We start from the raw sequence: 22,306 nt of genomic DNA on the forward strand, positions 1-22,306 counted from the left end.
CTCCATCTTTTTTATTTTATCATTTTTTTGGGGATTTGACAACTACTCAAACCACGAGGTAATGGAATCCCATAAATTTTTTGCCTTATTTGGTAAATCAGCATCTTGGATACTCTTTTGAGTCTGGTCAATCAAATCCTGTGCCTTTTGTCCTAAATCATCAATCGTTGATTGGACCTGATCCGGCATTTGAGGTGTAGTTTGGTCTGTTGTCGCAGTGATACCATTTTGAACATAGGCATTTTCCACATTAAAAGGAGTCCCCTTTGTGTATTGCAACAAGGATGCAGCCACCGTTTGGAAGACCACTGGTGCCATCCAAGAAGTATTGCCATCAATATAGTGAGTCTCGTCGGTCTTTTCAAAGCCTACCCACTGACTAATGACTAAATCTGGCGTATAGCCAATAATCCATTGGTCATTAATGAGATTAGCATCAAAATTGGTCTCTGTTGTCCCCGTTTTACCTGCAATATCATATCCGTAAACATCGGCATTGTAGCCAGTACCATTTGTAAAGGTCCCCAACATCATTGATGTCATTTTATTCGAAACAGATTGATCTAAGACGCGACTACTTTCTCCCTTGTGAGTTGCCAATACCTTCCCACTGGCAGTTTCAATCCGTGTAATCAGGTGAGCATCCTTCATGACACCTCCATTGGCAAAGGTGGCGTAGGCTTGTGCCATTTCAAGAGGATTCGTAGACACCCCACTTCCGATGGACACACCCAGTACCTTGTCCACATCTTTCATGTTCAAGCCAAATTTTTCACCGTAATCAAAGGCTTTTTTTATCCCTAATTGATTCACCGTGTACGCAGCAGGTAAATTCAGTGACTGGGCCAAGGCTTGGTACATCGGTATCGTATCTGAAGTTGAACCATCGTAATTATGCAAGGTATAACTACCATAAGTTTCTGTGTGATTATCCAATTCCTTGTCAATACTCCAGCCAGCTGCAACTGCTGGAGCGTAAGCAACAAGTGGTTTGATCGTGGACCCTGGACTCCGCTCGGATTGTGTTGCAAAATTAAAGCTGCGAAAGGCAACGTCTTCTGAACTATTGATTCGTCCAACCAATGCACGGATAGCACCCGTCTTTGGATCAAGAGCCACACTGGCTGCCTGTGCAGAGCTGCCGTCTTGCAATGATGTAGGGAACATACTTTCGTCATTATAGATAACCTGCATGCTAGCCTGCGAATTTTGATCCATCTCCGTGTAAATGCGATAGCCATTGTTGATGATATCACTTTCTTTCAAACCATATCGGTCAATCGCTTCTGCTATCACCGCATCAAAATAAGAAGGATAGCTATAGTTGCTTTGTTTGCCCGCGTAGTTATCATAGAGCTGGCTCTGCATATCGACCTGAGAACTCGCCTCTGCTGTTCCATTATCAATATATTTGGCATCCGCCATCGCATGCAAGACTGTGTTACGACGATTGGTAGCATTTTCAATCGAATAGTAAGGATTGTAGATTTCTGGTCCTTTGAGCATTCCAGCAATGGTAGCAGCTTGTTCCAAATTTAATGCCGCAGCGCTGGTTCCAAAGTATTTCTGGCTGGCATCTTCAACTCCCCAGACCCCGTTACCAAAGTAGGCATTGTTGAGATACATGGTCAGAATCTCGTCCTTGCTGTACTTTTTGTTAATTTCCAAAGCCAAGAAATATTCTCTTGCCTTCCGACTAATGGTCTGTTCTTGAGTCAGAAAGGCATTTTTAGCCAACTGCTGAGTAATGGTAGAGCCACCACCTGTACGCCCCAGAGTTAAAATCGCTAAAAACGTTCGCTTGTAATTGATGCCAGAATTCTTATAAAAAGTACGGTCCTCCGTTGCCACAACAGCCTGTTCCAGCAGATCAGAAATGGCGTCGAGCTCCACATAGGTCCCTTTTTGACCAGAAAGTGTCCCTGCTTCAACATTGTCCTTATCATAAATAACGGTTGTCGCTTTCAATGCCGCTTGTAAATCGTCTACATTAGCCGTCTTTGCCAAATAAAAAAGATAACCACCGACTGTCAATACAAAGACTCCAATCACAATAAACAAGATCTTTGTTAGCTGGTAGCGACGCCAAAAGCGGCGAATAGGCTCTGGAATGCGAGAGGGTTTCTTTGGTTTGTCTTCGTCATTTCCTGTCCCTCTCCTGCGACTTCGTGAAGCACTTCGAGAGAATTCTTGCTGGGCATTGTTGTCCTGGTACTCGTTCATATCCTTACTCTTTCCATTTTTTTCTCATTATACTACATTCACTTTTATTTTTCAGCTTTGAGTGGTCTTTCGTGATGGTTCATCTCATAAAATCATTCTCTAGACGGAAAATTCATCACTTTTATGATAAAATAGGGATATTCTGAAAAAAGGATGATACGATGACTGAATTATATGATATTACCATTATCGGTGGAGGCCCTGTCGGTCTTTTCACCGCTTTCTATGCCCACTTGCGCCATGCCAAGGTCAAATTGATTGACTCCCTGCCACAACTCGGTGGCCAACCTGCCATTCTCTACCCTGAGAAAACCATTTTGGATATCCCAGCCTATTCTCAATTGACAGGGAAGGAGTTAACCGATAATCTCATCAAGCAATTGGAACCATTTGATACGACTATCTGCCTCAATGAAACTGTGACTGGTATCGAAACAGGTGAAACAATCCACATCACAACGACTAAAGGAGTTCACCAAACTAGGACAGTGATTGTTGCTATGGGAGGAGGCGCCTTCAAACCGCGTCCGCTAGAAGTAGAAGGTGCTGAGCAGTTCGACAACATTCACTACCATGTCTCCAATATCCAGCAGTATGCTGGGCAAGAAGTGGTCGTATTGGGTGGAGGAGATTCTGCAGTTGATTGGTCGCTAGCTTTTGAACAAATCGCAAAAAAAACAACGATTGTCCATCGTCGTGATGCATTCCGTGCCTTGGAACACAACGTGGAAGATTTGAAAGCATCCAACGTAGACATTCTAACTCCTTATATCCCTAGTGAGCTAGTGGGACAAGACCATCAAGCACAGGAAATCATTATCAAAAAAGTCAAAAGCGAAGAAACGATGGCTCTTCCTTTTGATCACCTCTTTGTTAACTATGGTTTCAAGTCTTCAGTTGGAACCCTGAAAGAATGGGGTCTTGAGCTTCATCGCCACCGCATTCTCGTAAATTCCAAACAGGAAACATCTGTAGCGGGTATTTATGCGGTAGGAGATTGCTGCTCCTACGAAGGAAAGGTCGATTTGATTGCGACAGGTTTAGGTGAAGCCCCAACTGCTGTCAACAACGCTATGAACTTTATCAATCCAGCTGAAAAAGTTCAACCAAAACACTCAACGAGCCTCTAATATGCAGTTTACCATTTCAATCCCAGAAGCATTGCCAGAGATGACCGTCAAGGAGTTATTGGAAGATTATTTTCTCATTCCTCGCAAAATCCGGCACTTCCTGCGCACTAAAAAACATGTCCGAGTAAATGGAGAAATCGTCCATTGGCAAGAAACAATTGGCCCCAAGGACTATATTGAATTGATCTTCGATGCCGAAGATTATCCAGAAAAAGAGATCCTTTTAGGACAGGCTGACCTAGTAGAAGAACTCTATCAAGATGAACACTTCATCATTGTCAATAAACCCGAAGGAATGAAGACGCACGGGAACGAGCCAACTGAGGTTGCCCTTCTCAATCACGTGTCCGCCTATGTCGGACAAACCTGCTATGTCGTTCATCGACTAGATATGGAAACAAGTGGTGCTGTGCTTTTTGCAAAAAATCCCTTTGTCCTCCCGATATTGAACCGTCTGTTAGAAGACAAGAGGATTTCTAGAGAATATCTGGCCCTTTGTCAGGGAACATTTACAGAGACCGACTTTACCCTTCGTGATCGAATCGGCCGCCACCGCCATGATCGTAGAAAGCGCGTCGTGGATCCGCGTAAAGGTCAGGAAGCTGTCACACATGTCCAGGCCTTAGAAAGCAATCGCAAAACAAGCCTTGTTCGTTGCCAACTAGAAACCGGGCGGACCCATCAAATCCGTGTCCATCTTTCCCACCAAGGCCATCCGATAATCGGTGATCCACTTTATCATCAAATGCCTGCACCACGACTCATGCTCCATGCGCAGACCTTGCGACTAACACACCCCTTCACACTAGAAGAGATTTGTGTGTCTGCCACATCTGATACATTTGATACTTTCCTCAAAAAAAGAAAAAGTTTGGATAAAATCCAAACTTTCAGAGTATAGACAAAGTCTTTTTTAGACTTTCCTTAAGTGATAACGGACGGTAGCGACTTCCGATGGAATTCCATACCTAAGTTTTGAGCCTAATGTCTCAAAACTTCCGGGTGCCTGAAACTTTATAGTTTCAGGCACTTTTATCACGGCGGAAAGTCTGGATTACATTTTGCAAACACCCCTAATTTTTCATAATCAGCCATTTTTTCAGGCTGATTTTATTAGGAAAGTATAGTTTGTCTTCAACCTAAAAGTTTGGATAAAATCCAAACTTTTTTAATTAGTCAAATAAATTTCCAAGTTCTACTTGAACTTTTCCTTCTTTGACATCAATATCTGTCACAGCTAGGAGTGATTTATAATTAGCTACACTACGAACGCCCTGCTGGTTTTCTGCAAAGACCGCTACACCTGCCAAGGTACTGTCAAATTCAGACAAGAGACTAATCATCCCGTTGATGGTTCCCCCATTTTTCAAGAAGTCATCCACAATGAGGACGCGGCTACCTGCTGGCAAACTCCGTTTGGACAAAAACATTTTCTCAATCCGATCGCTGGATCCTGAAACATAATTGACAGAAACAGTGGAGCCCTCTGTAATCTTTAAGTCACGACGAACAATCACAAATGGAACATTGAGAACATTAGCGACTGCATTGGCCAAAGGAACCCCCTTGGTCGCAACTGTCATCACTGCATCAATATTTTCATTCTTGAAATGATTGGCAATAATCCGTCCCACATTTTTCAAAATGTAAGGTGTAGACAGTAAATCAGAAGAATAAATATAACCACCTGGCAAAATACGATTGCTTTCAGCCATCTTCGTCCTCAAGTCCTCAGCAATTTGAAGAGACTCCTCCTCAGAAATAGATGGAGTAAAAATCACGCCACCACTGGCACCCGTCACAGTCTCGATATGACCAATAGCGCTCTCTTCAAAGGCTTTCTTGATGATGGCAATATCTTCTGAAATAGAAGATTTCGCTGACTCATATTTTTCAGCAAAGGTATTGAGACTGGTTAATTCATAAGGATGATTCATCAAATAATTAGAAATGACCACCATCCGTTCGCTTCTTCTTAATTTCATATGTTTCCCTTTTTTCCTATTTTTTTCCATTATATCACAAATCACAGAAAAAACGAACCTTTTACCTTCAAAAGTGCTCGCTTTTTCGTTTTTTATTAGAAAAATCTATTTATTTAGTTTTGGTTTGTAGAAGGCGCGGTTGTCCATAGCAAAGATACGGTTGGTCATTTCGCCCTCTCCCACCTTATCCAATGCTGTGATCATCATCATCATCTCCGCATCAATATTATCAATCATGTGCAGAATTTCTGCTTCCATAATCTGAGGACGGACAGGGCTACCATACTCAAGCAGACCGTGATGACTAAGGATGACATGGCGAAGGACCGTTACATCTTCTTTATCATCTTCAATCCCTAGCTCTGTAATCACCTTGGTAATTTCTTCATTGACGAGGGAAATATGACCAATCAGATTGCCTCGTACCGTGTAAGAAGTATTGTCTGGGCCTGTCAACTCGATGACCTTGGCCAAATCATGCAACATAATCCCTGCAAAAAGGAGGCTCTTGTTCAACTGTGGATAGACATCTCCGATTTTATCCGCCAACCGCACCATGGTTGCCGTATGAAAAGACAAGCCAGAATAAAAGGCGTGGTGGTTGGTTTTAGCTGCAGGATAAGAATAAAATTCCTTGTCGTACTTGCTATAAAGGGCACGCACAATCCGCTGCCAAGTCGCATTTTCAATCCGAAAAATAATTTGACTTAGATATTCTTTAGTATCCTTCACATCGACAGGTGGTTTTTCTTTAAAGTCTGCTGGATCATTTGGCTCACCCGCTTGTGGCAAACGAAGGGTAATCTGGTTGACCTGTGGCATATTGTTGTAGATTTCACGTCGGCCAGCCATATGCACTACCACTCCTGCCACAAAGTGTTTGATTTTACCTGGTTGGGCATCCCAGAGATTACCCGTGATTTCCCCTGTATCATCTTGGAAGGTTAGAGCGAGATAGTCTTTTCCAGCTCTTGTCTGTCTCAACTCGGCTGATTTAATCAAGTAGAAGCCTTCAAAGTACTCATCCTTTTTCATTTGGTTAATTTTCATCTGTATTCTCACTTATTTCTGTTAGATTGAGGAGGTTTCGTGTTTGATCATCCTCGTACAATTCAATGGTGCGTAGGGTTCGCTCAATAGCACTAGTCCTGCGATGGAGCAATTCATCTAAGTTATTGCTAGCATTGCTCAAATGTCTTTGCGCCTTTATCAACACATCTCCAAACTTGCCAAATTCTGTCTTCACATTTCCCAATATTTTACTAATGTCATTTGCTGACTTTTGAATATTCAGGGTCTTAAATCCTACTGACAAAGAATTCAAAAGAGCTGATAAGGTGGATGGCCCTGCAATCACAATGTGTTCCTGACGACGCAGCCCATCGAAAAATTCAGGATTGCGAACCACTTCTGAATACAGACCTTCCGTCGGCAAGAAGAGAATTCCAAAATTCGTTGTTTCTGGCGGATTGAGGTACTTGCTCTGGATATCCTTGGCAAATCGCTTGATAGAAGCCAGTAAATTCTTACGATATAACTCAATTTGCTTTGTATCTCCTGCCTCATACGCCTCTTCCAAACGATAATAATCCGCCAGAGGAAATTTCGAATCGATTGGCAGGTAAACGTAATCGCCCTCTGCCTGTCCCGGCATCTTCACAGCATATTCCACACGCTCACTCGAACCCGATACTGTTGCGAATTCGCGTTCGTATTGACTTGGTGTTAAGATATCTTCAATAATTTGTCCCAACTGCAACTCGCCCATGATTCCACGGGTTTTGGTATTAGACAAGACCTTATTCAACGTCCCGACATCACGCGCTACCGTCTGCATTTCACCCAGACCGCGATTGACTGACTCCAACTGCTGAGATACTGTCTCAAAGGAGGCTTGCAAACGTGTCTGCAAAGTTTTCTCCAATTTCTCTTCCACCGTCTGCCGCATTTCTTCCAAACGTTTTTCATTGGATTCCTGCAAGGACTGCAAGCGTTGGTCTGTCGCATCCCGATTTTGCAAGAGACTTTGGTGCATTTCCTGACGAATGTCTGTCAAATGCTGGTAAATTTCCCTACGTAGCTCTGTCATTTCTTGGTGAAGCAACTGTTGCTGGGCACTCTGCCTTTGCGCCCCAGCCTCCAATTGATAGGTCAACTGATCTGATAGTTGATCTGCTGTCGCCTCTGATTCTCGCGTCAGTTGCTGACTCATGGCCTGCACCTGCATCCACAAAACCACCGTCCCTACCAAGACCAAGACCAGTAAAATGATGCTAACAATCTCCATCCTAGTTCCTATCCTTACTGTAAATAATCACCACATAGCCTGTGTCTAGCGTAATCCGAATATCACCCTCCAAAAATTCATTGCTACTGTAACATTTCTTGAAGAAGAAATTTTCCTCTTTCAATGGGTATTTCGCATTTTCAATTCCTAAACGGCTCCCGTCGGCAGGCATAAAAGAAATATAGGTCATGTCTTCTTTAGGAGCAATCAAGTGCTGACCAGCTGGACGAAAAGCGATCCAATTCTCTTGCCCAACCAACTCAATCTGCTCCATAAAAGGCGCGATAGTTGGCTCACTCGCCAAAAATAAATTGGACAGCAAATGGTCAATTCGACCGCCTAAGGCACCAAATACCTGAACATCCGCCTGTGGATAGCGCTGAAAGACGATCTTTAGAGCCAACTCCAAGTCTGTATCATCCTTTTCTGACGGAGCTTGAATCATTTCGGATGCTAATTGACGAATTTGTTCAAACTCTTCTTCTGTGACCGAGTCAAAATCACCAATCGCCAAATCAAGTGGTAGCCCATGTTTTAGAAGAAAAAGGGAGCCTGCATCCACTCCGACAAAGATATCCGCATCTGTCGTAAGCATATCCAGGTCTCCACCTGCAAAAAGTGCAATTTTAGTCATGTAAAGCTACTTTCAAAATCTGAACATTGGTATCCAAGTCCCCTCTAAAGAGGTAAGACCCCGCCACAAAAACATTGGCTCCAGCTTCCCTAGCAGAATGAATCGTCTGATTGTCGATCCCACCATCCACTTCAATATCAAACTGCAAACCTTTTTCATCTCGCAATTGAGCCAATTCTGCAATTTTCTCAGCCATCTCAGGAATATAGGCCTGGCCCCCAAACCCTGGATTCACCGTCATGATAAGCACTTGGTCAGCCAAATTTAAAACATGGGCAATGGACGCAATCGGAGTCCCCGGATTGATGACAACACCAGCCTTCATACCAGCCGCCTTAATCTTTTGCAAAGCACCGTGAATATGCTGCGTTGCCTCCGCATGAATGGTTAAAATATCTGCACCCGCACGCGCAAAGCTTTCGATATGGTGCTCAGGATTGGACACCATCAGATGACAGTCAAAGACCAATTTGCTATGTGGACGCATGGCGGCAACCACATCCGCACCAAAGGAAATATTCGGTACAAAATGACCATCCATCACATCAATGTGAATGTATTCTACACCTGTTGCCTCTAGGCGTTTTAATTCTGATTCAAAATTCGCATAGTCCGCTGCTAGGATAGACGGAGCAAGTTTGTAGTGTGACATAAGCAACCAACTTTCTATTTTGTTTTACTTGTTTTCTTATAGGTTTCCCGCGTTTGCTGAATCTCGCTGAGAAATTGGAGATAGTTTTCATAACGACTGTGAGCAATTTCACCAGCTTCCACCGCTGTTTTCACTGCACAAGACGGCTCATGAGTATGGGTACAGAGACGGAATTTACAGTCTTGACTGGTCTCAGCCAGCTCAGGGAAACACTCATTGAGCATCTCACTTTCCTTGACTTCATAATCCAAAGAGGAGAAACCAGGTGTGTCCGCAATTCTTCCACCATTGACAGGGTAGAAACTGACCGCACGCGTTGTATGACGACCTCGTCCCAAACTGTCTGAAATTCGCCCTGTCTCCAAAGCCAATTCTGGCGCAATTTTATTGAGGAGAGTGGATTTTCCAACCCCTGTCTGCCCCATAAAGACTGTGATTTTACCAGCCAGTAAGGGAAGCAAATCCGTGAGTTCATAAATGAAAGGATAGCCAATTTTTTCATAGAGAGCTTTAAAAGCATCCAAATCAGTCTTATCTTCCAGCAAATCCAACTTTGTAATATAGACAATAGGGAGAATGCTCTTTTGCTCCAGCAACACCAAGAATCGATCTAAGAGATTGGCGTTAAAGTCCGGTTCTTTCGCACTCATAATGACCACCGCCTGATCAATATTAACAATCGGTGGACGCACCAAGCTATTTTTTCGTTCATGGATTTTCAAAATATAACCTTCCGAATTTTCCTCAGCCGAAAAGTCCACAAAATCCCCAACATAAGGCGTCTGCCCCTTTTTTCGGAAATTTCCACGTGCCCGTGTCTGATAAATCTGCCCTTCTGACTCTACATAGTAAAAGCCAGCTAATGATTTGATAATAATTCCTTGCAATGAAACTCCTTTTGGCCAGAGTAATCCGCTACCCCATCCATTTCTTACTCCCTCTATTATACCAAAATTTCCATCAGATGGTGATTTCGATTCAATCTCCCCTTCAGAAATTCCCAAAAGAAGATGGAAAGGACTTGTATTTTCCCGAAAATTCGTGTATGATTAAGTCACTACCCGCGGAGGTGGTGGAACGGCAGACACGCATGCTTCAGGCGCATGTGCCCGTACGGGTGTGAGGGTTCAAATCCCTTCCTCCGCATGTTTTGTGAGTGCTAGCCTCGTCAGCTTGTCTCGATATACTTTAGTATTATCTTCGACTGCGCTTCCTCGCTATCGCCTCACAAAATAACCATCTAGATGATTGTTCAATTTTACGCACCCCCGTCAGGCTGATGAGATTGGTCGCAAGGCATAGACGAAGCGAACTGTCCATCAGCTACGACGCATCATATTAATCAACAAGATCAGCTTGTCTCAACATACCGATGAACTTTAGTTCTTTCTGCACTCATCCGTCTTGTCAAAGAAACTCAAACATAACATTCTCATCATTCCTTAAAACTTTCTTTTTAGAGAGTTTTTATTCTCTACATCACACTATTTACCTAGCCATCCATTTTATTCTGGAAAGGTGGCCCAGCTTGGTACGGCACCGGACTCGAAATCCGGCAAGTGGACTCTGTTCACACGCGGGTTCAAATCCCGTCCTTTCCTTAAAATCCCCTATAAATCAAGAAAAGACGAGCCACCCTCGTCTTTTTATTGATATAAATTATCCATAACCGCAACCAAATCTGGATGCACATATAATTGATCTAAGTATTGTCGAAAAGCAGTATCCAACTCTAATAAACTGCTAGCAAAAACACTACGACTAGCACCGTCGACATCCTTTTCTACCAATTTCCAAAATGTTAGAAATCGTTCCTTGCCAAATCGATTCATCAAATATTGAACAAAACAACCAGCAACAGGGTACGTCAAACTACAATCCAAAGTCTCAAAAATGGAACACTGAGCCAAATCTGTTAGGCTCGGTAGCAGCCCTTTCCTATAAAAATACAGAGTCCAAGACTGGTTATCAATCCCCCACCAAAGCTGGTCGAAGTACATAGCCAATCCTTCTTTTAAAAAAGTAGAATGCGGCTCATGAATCGCATTGGATATCAGATGCGCATCTTCATGAAATCCAAGACATTTCACCTGTTCATTATACACAGCATAAATGGTATCTGGCATTCGCGCAAAACCATTACAAGGCTCCTCTTCGCCTAGTGCAGCACCAACTTCCTCTGGTGTCTGGCAGAGATAATAATGAATTTGATAAGGTAATACCATCTCTAACACCTGAGAAATGTAACGATAACAAGCCTCTTGTCCTTCTGCGATGCCCACAATGTCCTGACTCGCCAAACTCCCATCCTCATAATGAAAGATATAGTGTTCTGTTTCAAATACGCACATCCCTATCCCCTTTCAAAAATCATGCAACTAAGAATCTCGGCAATCAATCGAATTTTCTAGGCTAATCCTACTTCTCTCAACGCATCCGCTAATCTGCCAAAATCAGCAATGGTCAATGCTTCACCACGAATACTTGGTGCCAGCTCTGCTATTTCCAAAGCCTGCTCAAGTTTTGCTTTCACCTCTTCTGACTTGCCAAAGCGGTTGGTCAAGTTGTTCCAGAGGGTTTTACGGCGATGCACAAAGCTGGCTTTGGCCACATCAAAGAGGAAATCTTCATCTTGAACGTCCACCAAAGGCGCTTCACGGCGCACCATTTTTAGAATGGCACTATCCACATTTGGGGCGGGCACAAAGACCGTACGAGGCACGATAAAAGCAACCTTGGCCGTCATGTAATACTGCACCGCAATGGACAAGCTACCATACGCCTTGGTATTTGGCTCTGCAGAAATGCGGTCTGCCACCTCTTTTTGCATCATGACCACAAACTCCTGGAAAGGAATTTTGCTCTCAATCAAGTGCATCAAAATCGGCGTCGTGATGTAATAAGGAAGGTTTGCGACCACCTTGATTGGCAGGTTAGGATTTTTGAATTTTTGAATCTGCGTCTGCAAGTCTGTCTTCAAAATGTCCTCATTGACCACCTGCACATTGTCAAAGTCGCGCAGGGTATCTGCCAAAATCGGAATCAGACGGTCATCAATCTCAAAGGCCATGACCTCAGCCGCATTCTCTGCTAAAAACTCCGTCAAAGCCCCGATTCCAGGTCCAATCTCGATGACATTGATATTCTGGTCAATCTCTGCCGTGTCCACAATCTTCTGTAAAATATTGGTATCGGTCAAAAAGTTCTGACCGAAGGATTTCTTAAAGGTGAAACCATGGCGCTCAAGGACGGCGCGGGTAACGTTTTTGTCTGCGATATGCATGATAAATTTACTTTCTATAATCTAAAATATTGTCTCTTATGCCATTTAAGAGTGGAATAAACTCAGAAAAATCAAAATTTTGATAATATTTTAATACATAATTTGATAGTATTTCCTTCCCGTAATAGTTAAAACCACCATTTTTCTTAAAAGTTTTATTTTGTCCATCTAGATACAAAGTAGGCATTTTTTGTTTAGCAATTAACAAATCTTCAATGTCGGATGAACTACCACTATTTACATTTTTCACTAATGGTGTTGACATTATATACAGGCTGGATTTTTGATTAATTCTATAGTTTACCATTGGATTTCTAATTGTATCTAAATTATTTGGACTAATATCTAAATCCTTTGAATAACTCGCAAATTGATAAAATGGGTGTCCAGTTGGTTCATTATCAAATAAAAATATTGTTGGATGTTTTGGTTGCCTTGATGTTAATTTTTGAAAATATTCTATGTAATTGGGATATAATAACTTTTCTTTAGCTGACATTTTAAAGTCCTCCTTGTTAGAAAAATAATTATACCAATAATTAAAACCTTCTCCTCCTTCTGGCACATTAAAGAGATACTCTATCGTATTACTGTGTTTCAAAAAATCAATTTTAAAAATAAATTTATCACCATCTCTTTCAATCAATTCAGGATATTGTGGATAGAGATTCTTCAAGGCAGCCTTTATATACCTAGGATCTGTTTTTCCCTCGGTTACTATAATAGGTTTACTGTTTCCGTAGAAATATTTATAAAATAGAAATTTTTTATATTCTTTTTCTTTAGAATCAAATAAAGCCATATACATTTTCTTTTCTTCTTTACCAATACTGTAAAATTCTTCAGGAAGATTATGGGTTTTGTGTTGTTTATTGTAAAATAATTCTTTCCTTAAATCTCTATTGTAAAAAATATATTTCCAGTAATACTTAGAGTCTGATTTTTTTGACGACTTCTTCCCCAAAAGATTTTTTTGAGCTTCTAGATTATTTTCAACTAACGATTTCTTGTACAAAAGATAGTTGTTATATTGACCTATTTGAAAAATAAATGCAAAGCGACCTGTCAACTGTTCAATCGTTCCCTGTTTTCCATCGATTTCAAATGTTTCATCTTTATATAACTTAAAAGCCATCGCACGAGTATTCTTAATATACTCTCGCTTTACATTAAGTTTTTTATTGACAATTAGACCAGTAACTTCCTGACGTTGCATGTCATCACTCAATCTTGTCTTTTTCGAATTTATCTCAAATCCTGAAGAAACAATTAATTCTTCAAGCTCTTCCAAAAATTTATCTAATTCTTTGGTAGCTTTCAATTTATTAGAACGCAAATTACGATTTGTGGAAAAAGTCAGATCATCTGCATATCTAGTATAAGTGAAACGATATTTCTTAGCAATTTTGACAATTCGATAATCGAGAATTCTAGTAATTAAATTCGTAATAATAGGTGACGATGGAGCACCTTGAGGAAGTTTTCCTTGATAACAGGCGATTTGTGTAATAACAGTTGCGACTTCGGGTGCTACTTGAAAATCTTTATCTTTTATAAAAAAGCCTCTCACTCTGCCAAAGTTGAAGCTTTCAAAATAGTCTTTTAAATCAATATTCAAAATATACTGTTTATTCCTATGTAGCTGTGCATTTGTAATAATACTCTTATTCTTTTCAAATGCATGCGACAGCATGGGAATTTTAAAATTTTTTTCTTTTGACTTCACTGTCAAATCATCAATGTAACAATCCCACAAAACATTTACCAGTTTTTTCTGCAAGAATTTTAATTCTGGTTTAGGAGCATGAATAGGCCTCACTTCTCCATTTTTCTTAGGGATAGAGAACACTCTATATAAGTTATCAGTTCCAATATTATATAAAATATAGTTAATATAGCTACTGTTTTTAAATCCCAGTAATCTTGCAAAATCGTCTTTATTATCTAATTGCTTTAACTTATTCATTTAATCAGCCCTTATCTCTGTATCAAATAAAAAAAGCGTATGATTACTCCTATGCGAACGACAGTACTAGAATAATTCCGAAATAGCTAAAGATACTATTAAAACAATTTTCTCAGGTGCTGAAATTCTATTTCCTTAAGCGGAAATACTGGAGTGAGCTGAACACTCTTCTAACATTGAAGTTAATACTTGCGAACACACAAGTCAAAAATCTAATCATACGCAATAACATTGTAACAAAAATATTATTTTTTATCTAGTTATAGTGTAAGTCAAAAAATCAACCTTAAACGTTTAAAAACATATTATACAGCTGTGCCTTCCTATTATAGTTGTTAAAATGGTAAATCAGCATCGTTAATTTCAACAGGTAGAACTGGAACTGGTTTTGGAAATTTATTTTCATAAAAGTCAATTAAGAATAAACCAACTGTAGCACAAGCATTAATGACAAAGTAAGCATATAAGTCCTGATCAATTAAATATTTTTTAGACTCTTGACCGTGATGGAGTGTTTTATCACTCCTCAAATCTTCGATTGCTTTTGCAACAGTGGTTAAGGTGCTACCTATAGATTTCATTTCATTAGGAAGTTCTGGGCTATCATTATTTAAACCAAACACCTTCAAGATTTCTTTAACTAATTTTCCACTTGTCTTATTACTAGCATCAATGTGTGAAAATCTTTCATCAGATAAAATTTCTTTTAATATACTTTCAAGAACTGAATTTGCATTTCCAACAGATTCAGCTGGATCCTTCTCTATGTTTTGAAAAGCTTTTTCAAAGCTTATAGAGGCATTTTTATAATCATCCTTCAATTTATTCCGAAAAGTTGGAATTGCAGGAATAAAATCAGGTGTTTCAACCCCTAAATCTATAGCCATTTTTAGTAATTTATCAGGTACCTCTACAGCTATACTTACCAAAGTTTCAGATAGATTAATTTTATTTTTATTATTTCCTTCTGTGAAATACGAGATATAAAAATCAGCATGTCCAAAATCGTCATACACTTCTTGGTTTAGTCTAATATATTGCTCCACGTTTTTATAACTACTATATTTATTCCAGATTTCTTCTTCAACTTTTTGTAATAACTCCATCCTATAAACTGGTGAAATTTCCATACTATCTCTAAAATCCTCTCGTCACGCTATAATCTGCTATTCTCATGTGTGTTCTTTCTAATTTTCAAGTTCAACTAAAAGTTGTTGCTTCATCTGTTCTAACTCTCTACCTGAAGTTCGTTTTTCATCGGAGTACATTTCTTCAAAGGGCAACCACCAAACTGGACCTTTCCCATCATGTCCATAATTTCCTAAATCACCAAACTTTCTAGGGAAGAGATGCCAATGCAAATGACTGTCACCATTTCCAAGACTTTCAATATTCATTTTCTCCGCTGAAAAAGCTGTGCTGACTGCTTGTGACACATCTGCCATTTCAGACAAATGTTTATCACGAAAATCCTTTGGCAAATGATGCAACTCAGTTACATGCTCCTTGCACAGAAAAATCGTGTATCCTTTAAAATGCTGATAGTCACCGATGACAACATAACCTGTTTCCAATTCTTTGACAAAGTAAGGATTCGTCCCTGATGTAATCATGTCGATTCGTTCACAAATGAGGCACATATCATCCCTTCCCCAATTCACTCAACTTATCCACCACACTCAACTTTCGCATAGTCGCTACAATCCCAAGTTTCTTCTCCAAAAAGTTGGTATTCAACTTTTTCTTTTTAGCCTCTCCAGGCAGATACATATACAGACACTGACTGCCTTGATGAAGTTCTTCATCGCCAAAGTCTCGGTTTAGAAGCTCTGCTATTTTGCTTGAAGAAATGGCATCGTTGGTGAAAACTAGATGAATACGTGAAAAATCATAACTATCATCAAAGGGATTTTCATGAACTGCCTTGGCTAGTTGTTCAGGATTTTTGACAATCACCGACAAATCTGCCCCAATCTTGTCTTTGATGGTATCGTGAATCTGCTGACTCAGCTCAGTATCCGACAATTTTGACTCGCAACAAATGTTCCCACTTTGAATATAAGTTTTAACTTTCTCCAGTCCTGCTTCTTCTAAAATCTTAACGAGGTAAGCCATTTTAGGAATGCGATTCTGCCCAACGGGAGTGACACCACGAAGGAGGGCTACACGTTTCATTTATATTTCTCCATCACGTCCTCAACTTCTGCCAAGGTGATGCCGAACAATTCCAAGCGTTTAAGCAGTTGTTTGCCGTTGCTGTAGCCAATGCGGAGCTGTTCTCCAAGGTACTCACGGCGTTTACGACTATCGGCTCCCATCAGAAGTCCAAGGCGCATAAGGTCGGACTTAGTGATGTCAAACTGGTTGTCATCGTCGTAACTTCCAAGCACATTTGAGAGGGCCTTTTGTAAATCTTCAAAGCTAGCATGCTCAATCCCAAGCGAGCGTCCTTTGGTCTTCGACTTAGGAGCAGCCTCATCACGATTGAGAAAGGCGTGGCGAACAGTTGGAACTGCCTGCATGATGATTTTCCGAATGCGCTCGCCATTATAATCGGGATCGGTAAAAACAATCACACCACGCAGCTGGTTCAAACGCTCAATCCGCTCCAAATCCTCATCGGTGATTGCAGAACCTCGTGTTTCATAGGTATCCACTTCATAAAATCGTCGGAGATTAGCGGTGTCATCCTTTCCTTCGACAACGATGACTTCTTGTATTTTTAGTTTTTCCATAGTTTTGTTTTTTTGATAGTTTCCTTAGGTGATGGGGACGTCAGCGACCGCCTCTGGCGTTCTATGACTTATTTTTGAGCCTATCGTCTCAAAAATCCCCTGTAACAGCATAATATGCTATTACTCTCATCCTAGCGGAAACTATCGGATTGAGCGACATGCGTCGCTTTCATTAATCCTCTAATCTAAATAAATTTTTCGCATTTGCAGTGGTTGCTGTTGCGACTTCTTCTACAGTCAAGCCACGGAGTTCGGCGATTTTTTCGACAACGTAGCGGGTGTAGGCGGTTTTGTTTTCCTTACCACGTTTTGGGACTGGCGCTAAATATGGCGCATCTGTCTCCACTAGAATTTTCTCTAATGGCAATCGCTGCGCTGCTTCTTGAATGTCCAGTGCCTTCTTAAAAGTCACTACACCTGAAAAGGAAATCATCATACCAAGCTCGATAAAGCGCTCTGCCATTTCCAAAGAGCCCGAATAGGAGTGCATGATGCCACCACGAGGGCCAACTCCTTCACTCTTGATTATCTCATAGGTGTCCTCAAGTGCGTCACGGGTATGGACGACAAAAGGAAGGTCAAGTTCCTTAGATAGCTGGATTTGACGACGGAAAACAGCTTCTTGAATGTCCTTGGGGTCCTCCATCCAATAATAGTCTAAGCCAATTTCGCCAAGTGCAATGACTTTCGGATGTTTCAACTTATCAAGGAGGTAGGCTTCCACCTCATCATTGTAAGAACCCGCCTCTGTTGGATGCCAACCGAGCGTCAGGTAAATCTCTGGGTTAGCGTCAGCCAGCTCAATCGCACGCTCAATGGTCGGCGCATCAAAACCAACCACGTTGTGAATCTTCACGCCCATTTCTTTAGCTAGAGCCAACTCCTCTGCCACGGTATCTGTAAAATTCTCCACGTTCAAGTGGGTGTGCGTATCAAAAATGTTGATTTGTTCTTGTTTTTCCATGTTTTTATTATATCACAAACTAAAAAAGCTAGCGAATCCGCCAGCCTTCTCTTATTTTAATCCAAGTGCTACCATTTCTTTTTCAATCATGGCATAGGCTTTTTCCCAATCTTCGTCAAATGAAATATCCAATTCATCTGTATTGATTTTCATTTTTGGACCGTAATTGTAGTTTTCATACCATTCACCATAGTGACGATGTAACAACTGATAGTATGCTAACAATTCTGGATTGTCATTGACCTGCTCATAGCTACGACCACGTTTTTCAATGTTGGTCATAATAGTGTCAAAGCTGCCGTCTAAATAAACCAACAAATCAGGTGCTTTTTTAGGAAGACTTTCAATTTCTTCCATCATATTGTCCAAGAGCTCCAAATAAATCGCATACTCTTCTTGACTGATACTACCTTGTAATGTATTGATATAGGTAAACAAGGCATCTTCATAAATCGAGCGATCAAGGATATTATTATTTTCTAAGTAAGCTTCCTTGATAGATTTGAAACGCTTGTTCAAGAAATAAATCTGCAATACAAAACCATACCGATCTGGATCTTCATAATACTTGTCTAAAATCGGGTTATTATCTACTGGCTCAAAGAAAGCCTGCGTTCCTAACGCTTCTGCCAAACGAGTTGTATAAGTTGTCTTACCGACACCAATCATACCTGCCATTATAATCACTATGTGAACCACCTCTAACAAACCATATTAGCACAATCAGCCCACCTTGTAAAGGGAACAAGAAAAACTCAGACAACAAAAAAATCAACAGACTCGAGTTTCCGTTGATTTCTTTCAATTTCTTAAGCCACAGCAAGCACTTTGCGGCCTTTACGGCGACGAGCTGCTAATACGCGACGTCCATTTTTAGTAGACATACGGTTACGGAAACCGTGTTTACGCGCGCGACGGATTTTACTTGGTTGAAAAGTACGTTTCACGATGAATACCTCCTGATAGATTTTCGTATTCGTTTAGCCGGCTAGTGTGATATCAGTTACTAAACATACCATATTATTTTATAAGAAATAGACACGTTTGTCAAGGATTACTTTCACTTTTTTCACCTTATCCTCGAAGGTAATTTCCCAAAGTAAGTTCCACTTTGACTTTCGTAGTGGAACTTAGTTTGTGAATTTAGCTTATCCTCGAATGCGACAGGGACGCAGCACTTTTCCAAGAGGGGCATTTGACTGACTCTTCGACCTACCACACTGCAATAGCGTCTCCGCTGAAAAACTAGATAGGAAAAAAGAAGCCTAACGGCTTCTTACATTAATCACGATTTCCTTCGATATCCACTACTACATAGCGGTTTGGTTCATTGCCTTCTGAGTAGCTTGTTAAGCCATCCATCTTCGAAATGATACGGTGGATAATTTTACGCTCGCTGCTAGACATTGGATCTGTGTGATAGGCTTCTTGGTCCTCCAATACGCGCTCTGCCAATTTTTGGGCATAGCCTTGAAGAACTTCCGCACGGTGTTCTACATAGTCATTGACATTGATGGTAATGTAAAAATTACGCTCATAGCGGTTGTACAAGAAGTTTTGCGCCAAAAGTTGCAAAGCCTTCAAGACTTTTCCATGGTAACCAATCACGCGCCCTGGTTCGTTTGTATCCACTTGGATATTGACACTGCGGCGATTGTGTGAACTTTCGATACGCGCTTCCACATCCATGTCATCTAAAATTTCTTGAACATAAGCAGACACCTCAGCGACCACTTCGTCAATATTGTAAGACGGTTCTACTGGAATGTCCAAGTTTGAGAACTCTTCTTCTGCAGAAGTAGCTGGTGCCGTTTCTTCTTGGATAATCTCGATACGACCAGTCTCTTCTAAAATCGTCTTGGCTTCCTTGTCGTTCTTGAGAATTTCAGCTTTAATGTCGTCATCAAGAGTTTGACCTGATTTTTCAAATTCTTTCACTGCAGCGACGACCTTCCCAAGATCAATCGTTGCTTCCGATACACTTTTGACAGGCTCGTTCAATTCATTGATTTCACTTGGAACACCACGAACAGCCTTTTGATTCGCCTTCACAACTGTTGTCTCACTGATGACATCAATATCTACTTGAGCTGGTTGCTTGCCAAAGCCTAAGAAACCTTTCTTCTCACGTGCCAATACGGTGATGTGAGCTTTCTTACGAGGAATATTTAATTCATTCAAGCCATTCTGAATTGCTTCTTCAACTGTTGCACCTGTAAATTTCATATCTAGTCTCCTATTTTTTCTTGCGAGCTTTTTTCTGAGCTCGACGAATTTTCGCTTGACGCTCTTTTTCTGCATCTAATTTTGCCTGACGCTCGGCTATAATTTTAAAGGGATTGTTCAATAACAGGGTTTGGAAAACTTGGTAAGCATTTGACACTGCCCAGTAGAGCGCAACCCCACTCGCAGCATTAATGGCAAACCAAAAAATCATCAATGGCATGAGGTAGGTCATCGCCGTTGTCACACCATTTTTTTCAACTGCAGCCTTGCTGCTCAACCACATGCTGAGGAAGGTGAAGACAGCTGCTAGAATTGGCAAAATGAAGTACGGATCACGCCCACCCAAGTTCAACCATAAAAATTGACCAACCTTCAAAAATTCCACGCGTGTCAAGGCTTGGAACAAGGCCATCAAAATTGGCAACTGAATCAGCATTGGAAGGAAGGATGACGACATTTTGATGTCATTTTCCTTATAAAGCGCTTGGGTTGCTTCATTCAAACGCGTACGGCTTTCCATATCCGTCCCCGCATACTTTTCTTGCAATTCACGTAATTGAGGCTGAATCTCTTGCATCTTCCGCGTTGAGGTCATTTGGATTTGGAAAAGCGGAAGTAAGAGGGTCCGAATTAACAGTGTAAACAAGATAATCCCGATCCCGATATGACCATTAATCGAGAGGAATTGGATAATCTTTGCAAACCAATAAATCAACTGCTCCCACGCCCCTGAAGACTCACTGGTAACAGGAGATGTTCCACAGGCACTGAGCACCACTAGCGACACCGCTAGCAAACTCGTCCATTTAAGTTTCTTTTTCAAGTGATGTACCTTCCTGGTAAATTTTAGCTAGTTTCAAAACATGAAGTAGATTTTGTTTCACTTCACTATAAGAGAGCTCCTCCACTCCCTTACGCGCTATAATGACAAAATCATCGGCGACCAATTGCGATTGGCACTCTATCAAGACATGGCGGATTTTCCGTTTGATTCTATTGCGCACCACAGCATTTCCCAACTTCTTACTCACAGACAAGCCCACTCGAAAGTGTTTTTGTTCCTTGGGCAAACGATAAACCACAAATTTGCGGTTGGCAACGTTCTGTCCATGGGTGAAAATCTGGTCAAAATCCTGCTCACGCTTCACGCGGTAGCTTTTCTTCAAAATGTTACTCCATCTTTCAAAATTACTATTATTATACCATAAATTTCAAAAAAGCCAATAAACTCATGGTTTATCAGCTTTTTAACCTTTTTTTAAAACAAAAATGAGAAATTTCCCCTACAGTTCAATCGTTTACAGAAGAATGAACCTACGATTTATTTTTCTTCCTATAATAGCTTAAAATAGTAGTAACGATTGTTACATTTTACTACGATAAGGATGTTTATGAAAAAAATTCTCAACCACCTGACGACACTTGTCATCATAGCAGGTATTTTCATTATTAGCTACCCCGTCATCAGTCAAGTCTATTATAATTATAAAAACACACAAGAAATCACAAACTTCAGCACGGGTGCCCAATCACTTTCTTCAGAAGATATTGAAAAGCGGATGGAGTTGGCAAGAGCCTATAACGCCTCCTTGCAAAACCTAGCCGTCAGCGACCCCTATTCTGAAGATCAAAAGGCCCAAGGCCAGGCAGAATACGCACGAATGCTGGCTGTCCATGAAAAAATCGGCAGTGTCTCTGTTCCTTCCATCGATATCGAATTACCTATTTACGCAGGCACAGCAGAAGAAGTCCTCCAAAAAGGAGTGGGACATTTGGAAGGGACTAGCCTTCCGATTGGCGGAAGTAGCAGTCATACTGTCCTCACCGCTCACACAGGACTTCCGAATAATCGACTCTTCACTGACTTAGACAAAGTCAAAAAAGGAGATGTCTTCTACATTCATAACATCTCTGAAACCCTTGCTTATCAAGTTGATTCGATTACCATTATTGAACCTCAAGACTTTTCATCATTGAGTGTTACACCTGGAGAAGACTATGCGACACTTCTCACCTGTACACCGTACATGATCAATTCACATCGGCTACTCGTGAGAGGGAAACGGATTCCATACAATCCTAAAAAGGCTCCTGTCGCATCACGAGTGCAAAAAATCTCGATTCCACCACTCTACTTGGCTGTCTTCTCAATCATTTTGCTGATCCTCCTATTCCTATGGTGGGACAAACGCAAAAAACGCAAGAAGGCATCAACATAAGG

At 41.0% G+C, this 22,306-nt stretch carries 23 protein-coding genes and 2 tRNA genes; 5 read left to right on the forward strand and 20 right to left on the reverse strand.

The window, feature by feature from the left end:
* Positions 1-42: 42 nt before the first annotated feature.
* The gene (gene pbp2a, locus A3I9_RS0110250) at positions 43-2,223 is read right to left on the reverse strand and encodes a penicillin-binding protein PBP2A (RefSeq protein WP_018378941.1); all 2,181 of its coding nucleotides are present in this window, start codon (positions 2,221-2,223) and stop codon (positions 43-45) included.
* A gap of 161 nt (positions 2,224-2,384) precedes the next feature.
* On the opposite strand from pbp2a, the gene A3I9_RS0110255 reads away from it, so the two are divergent.
* Together A3I9_RS0110255 and A3I9_RS0110260 are read left to right on the forward strand one after the other, a co-directional pair.
* Entirely contained in the window at positions 2,385-3,353 is a 969-nt protein-coding gene (locus A3I9_RS0110255; protein WP_018378942.1) for an NAD(P)/FAD-dependent oxidoreductase, read from the forward strand.
* A gap of 1 nt (position 3,354) precedes the next feature.
* Positions 3,355-4,254 (forward strand): RluA family pseudouridine synthase, encoded by a 900-nt coding sequence (locus A3I9_RS0110260; RefSeq protein WP_018378943.1) that lies wholly within the window; start codon positions 3,355-3,357, stop codon positions 4,252-4,254.
* A 271-nt stretch (positions 4,255-4,525) separates the two neighbouring features.
* On the opposite strand, the gene purR is transcribed toward A3I9_RS0110260, so the two are convergent.
* From purR to rsgA, 6 genes are all read right to left on the reverse strand, one after another.
* Complete coding sequence (purR, locus tag A3I9_RS0110265) at positions 4,526-5,338, reverse strand: pur operon repressor (RefSeq protein WP_026217437.1); 813 nt, start codon at positions 5,336-5,338, stop codon at positions 4,526-4,528.
* Between the two features lie 105 nt (positions 5,339-5,443).
* Positions 5,444-6,388: a 3'-5' exoribonuclease YhaM family protein gene (locus A3I9_RS0110270; RefSeq protein WP_018378945.1), complete on the reverse strand. Its 945-nt coding sequence runs from the start codon at positions 6,386-6,388 to the stop codon at positions 5,444-5,446.
* Positions 6,378-7,625: a DNA recombination protein RmuC gene (locus tag A3I9_RS0110275; protein WP_018378946.1), complete on the reverse strand. Its 1,248-nt coding sequence runs from the start codon at positions 7,623-7,625 to the stop codon at positions 6,378-6,380. Before A3I9_RS0110275 ends, A3I9_RS0110270 begins: the two co-directional genes overlap by 11 nt.
* 1 nt (position 7,626) lies before the next feature.
* Positions 7,627-8,259, reverse strand: a complete 633-nt coding sequence (locus A3I9_RS0110280; protein WP_018378947.1) for a thiamine diphosphokinase — start codon at positions 8,257-8,259, stop codon at positions 7,627-7,629.
* A complete protein-coding gene (rpe, locus tag A3I9_RS0110285; RefSeq protein WP_018378948.1) occupies positions 8,252-8,911 on the reverse strand; it encodes a ribulose-phosphate 3-epimerase in 660 nt (219 codons plus the stop codon). Before rpe ends, A3I9_RS0110280 begins: the two co-directional genes overlap by 8 nt.
* Positions 8,912-8,925: 14 nt before the next feature.
* A complete protein-coding gene (rsgA, locus tag A3I9_RS0110290) occupies positions 8,926-9,798 on the reverse strand; it encodes a ribosome small subunit-dependent GTPase A (RefSeq protein ID WP_018378949.1) in 873 nt (290 codons plus the stop codon).
* A gap of 176 nt (positions 9,799-9,974) precedes the next feature.
* Here rsgA and A3I9_RS0110295 point away from each other — a divergent pair.
* Together A3I9_RS0110295 and A3I9_RS0110300 are read left to right on the forward strand one after the other, a co-directional pair.
* Positions 9,975-10,057 (forward strand) — tRNA-Leu (locus A3I9_RS0110295).
* A 366-nt stretch (positions 10,058-10,423) separates the two neighbouring features.
* A tRNA-Ser gene (locus tag A3I9_RS0110300) sits at positions 10,424-10,512 on the forward strand.
* A gap of 45 nt (positions 10,513-10,557) precedes the next feature.
* Here the strand turns inward: A3I9_RS0110300 and A3I9_RS12825 are convergent.
* From A3I9_RS12825 to rnpA, 13 genes are all read right to left on the reverse strand, one after another.
* Positions 10,558-11,262, reverse strand: a complete 705-nt coding sequence (locus A3I9_RS12825; RefSeq protein ID WP_018378950.1) for a gluzincin family metallopeptidase — start codon at positions 11,260-11,262, stop codon at positions 10,558-10,560.
* A gap of 56 nt (positions 11,263-11,318) precedes the next feature.
* The gene (gene rsmA / locus A3I9_RS0110310) at positions 11,319-12,194 is read right to left on the reverse strand and encodes a 16S rRNA (adenine(1518)-N(6)/adenine(1519)-N(6))-dimethyltransferase RsmA (protein WP_018378951.1); all 876 of its coding nucleotides are present in this window, start codon (positions 12,192-12,194) and stop codon (positions 11,319-11,321) included.
* Between the two features lie 7 nt (positions 12,195-12,201).
* Positions 12,202-14,160: a retron Ec67 family RNA-directed DNA polymerase/endonuclease gene (locus A3I9_RS0110315; protein WP_018378952.1), complete on the reverse strand. Its 1,959-nt coding sequence runs from the start codon at positions 14,158-14,160 to the stop codon at positions 12,202-12,204.
* Positions 14,161-14,495: 335 nt separating this feature from the next.
* Positions 14,496-15,290, reverse strand: a complete 795-nt coding sequence (locus A3I9_RS0110320) for an abortive infection family protein (protein ID WP_018378953.1) — start codon at positions 15,288-15,290, stop codon at positions 14,496-14,498.
* 57 nt (positions 15,291-15,347) lie between these two features.
* Positions 15,348-15,800 carry an HIT family protein gene (locus A3I9_RS0110325; RefSeq protein WP_018378954.1) on the reverse strand — a complete coding sequence of 151 codons (453 nt, stop codon included), beginning with the start codon at positions 15,798-15,800 and terminating at the stop codon, positions 15,348-15,350.
* A 1-nt stretch (position 15,801) separates the two neighbouring features.
* Positions 15,802-16,335 (reverse strand): DUF1697 domain-containing protein, encoded by a 534-nt coding sequence (locus tag A3I9_RS0110330; RefSeq protein WP_018378955.1) that lies wholly within the window; start codon positions 16,333-16,335, stop codon positions 15,802-15,804.
* Entirely contained in the window at positions 16,332-16,895 is a 564-nt protein-coding gene (gene rnmV / locus A3I9_RS0110335) for a ribonuclease M5 (RefSeq protein WP_018378956.1), read from the reverse strand. Before rnmV ends, A3I9_RS0110330 begins: the two co-directional genes overlap by 4 nt.
* 172 nt (positions 16,896-17,067) lie before the next feature.
* Positions 17,068-17,841, reverse strand: a complete 774-nt coding sequence (locus tag A3I9_RS0110340; RefSeq protein ID WP_026217438.1) for a TatD family hydrolase — start codon at positions 17,839-17,841, stop codon at positions 17,068-17,070.
* A gap of 69 nt (positions 17,842-17,910) precedes the next feature.
* Positions 17,911-18,546, reverse strand: coding sequence for a deoxynucleoside kinase (locus A3I9_RS0110345; RefSeq protein ID WP_026217439.1), 636 nt, complete (start codon positions 18,544-18,546; stop codon positions 17,911-17,913).
* A 122-nt stretch (positions 18,547-18,668) separates the two neighbouring features.
* A complete protein-coding gene (gene rpmH / locus A3I9_RS0110350; RefSeq protein WP_018368178.1) occupies positions 18,669-18,806 on the reverse strand; it encodes a 50S ribosomal protein L34 in 138 nt (45 codons plus the stop codon).
* A 334-nt stretch (positions 18,807-19,140) separates the two neighbouring features.
* Positions 19,141-20,085, reverse strand: a complete 945-nt coding sequence (gene jag / locus A3I9_RS0110355; protein ID WP_018378959.1) for an RNA-binding cell elongation regulator Jag/EloR — start codon at positions 20,083-20,085, stop codon at positions 19,141-19,143.
* A gap of 10 nt (positions 20,086-20,095) precedes the next feature.
* Positions 20,096-20,908 (reverse strand): YidC/Oxa1 family membrane protein insertase, encoded by an 813-nt coding sequence (locus tag A3I9_RS0110360; protein WP_018378960.1) that lies wholly within the window; start codon positions 20,906-20,908, stop codon positions 20,096-20,098.
* Complete coding sequence (gene rnpA, locus A3I9_RS0110365) at positions 20,892-21,251, reverse strand: ribonuclease P protein component (protein WP_018378961.1); 360 nt, start codon at positions 21,249-21,251, stop codon at positions 20,892-20,894. The genes A3I9_RS0110360 and rnpA overlap by 17 nt, the downstream gene beginning before the upstream one ends.
* Positions 21,252-21,476: 225 nt before the next feature.
* Here rnpA and A3I9_RS0110370 point away from each other — a divergent pair, with 225 nt between their 5' ends.
* Positions 21,477-22,304 (forward strand): class C sortase, encoded by an 828-nt coding sequence (locus tag A3I9_RS0110370; protein ID WP_018378962.1) that lies wholly within the window; start codon positions 21,477-21,479, stop codon positions 22,302-22,304.
* Positions 22,305-22,306 lie beyond the last annotated feature (2 nt).

Origin of the sequence: Streptococcus ovis DSM 16829 (assembly GCF_000380125.1) — a bacterium.
GTDB lineage: Bacteria > Bacillota > Bacilli > Lactobacillales > Streptococcaceae > Streptococcus > Streptococcus ovis.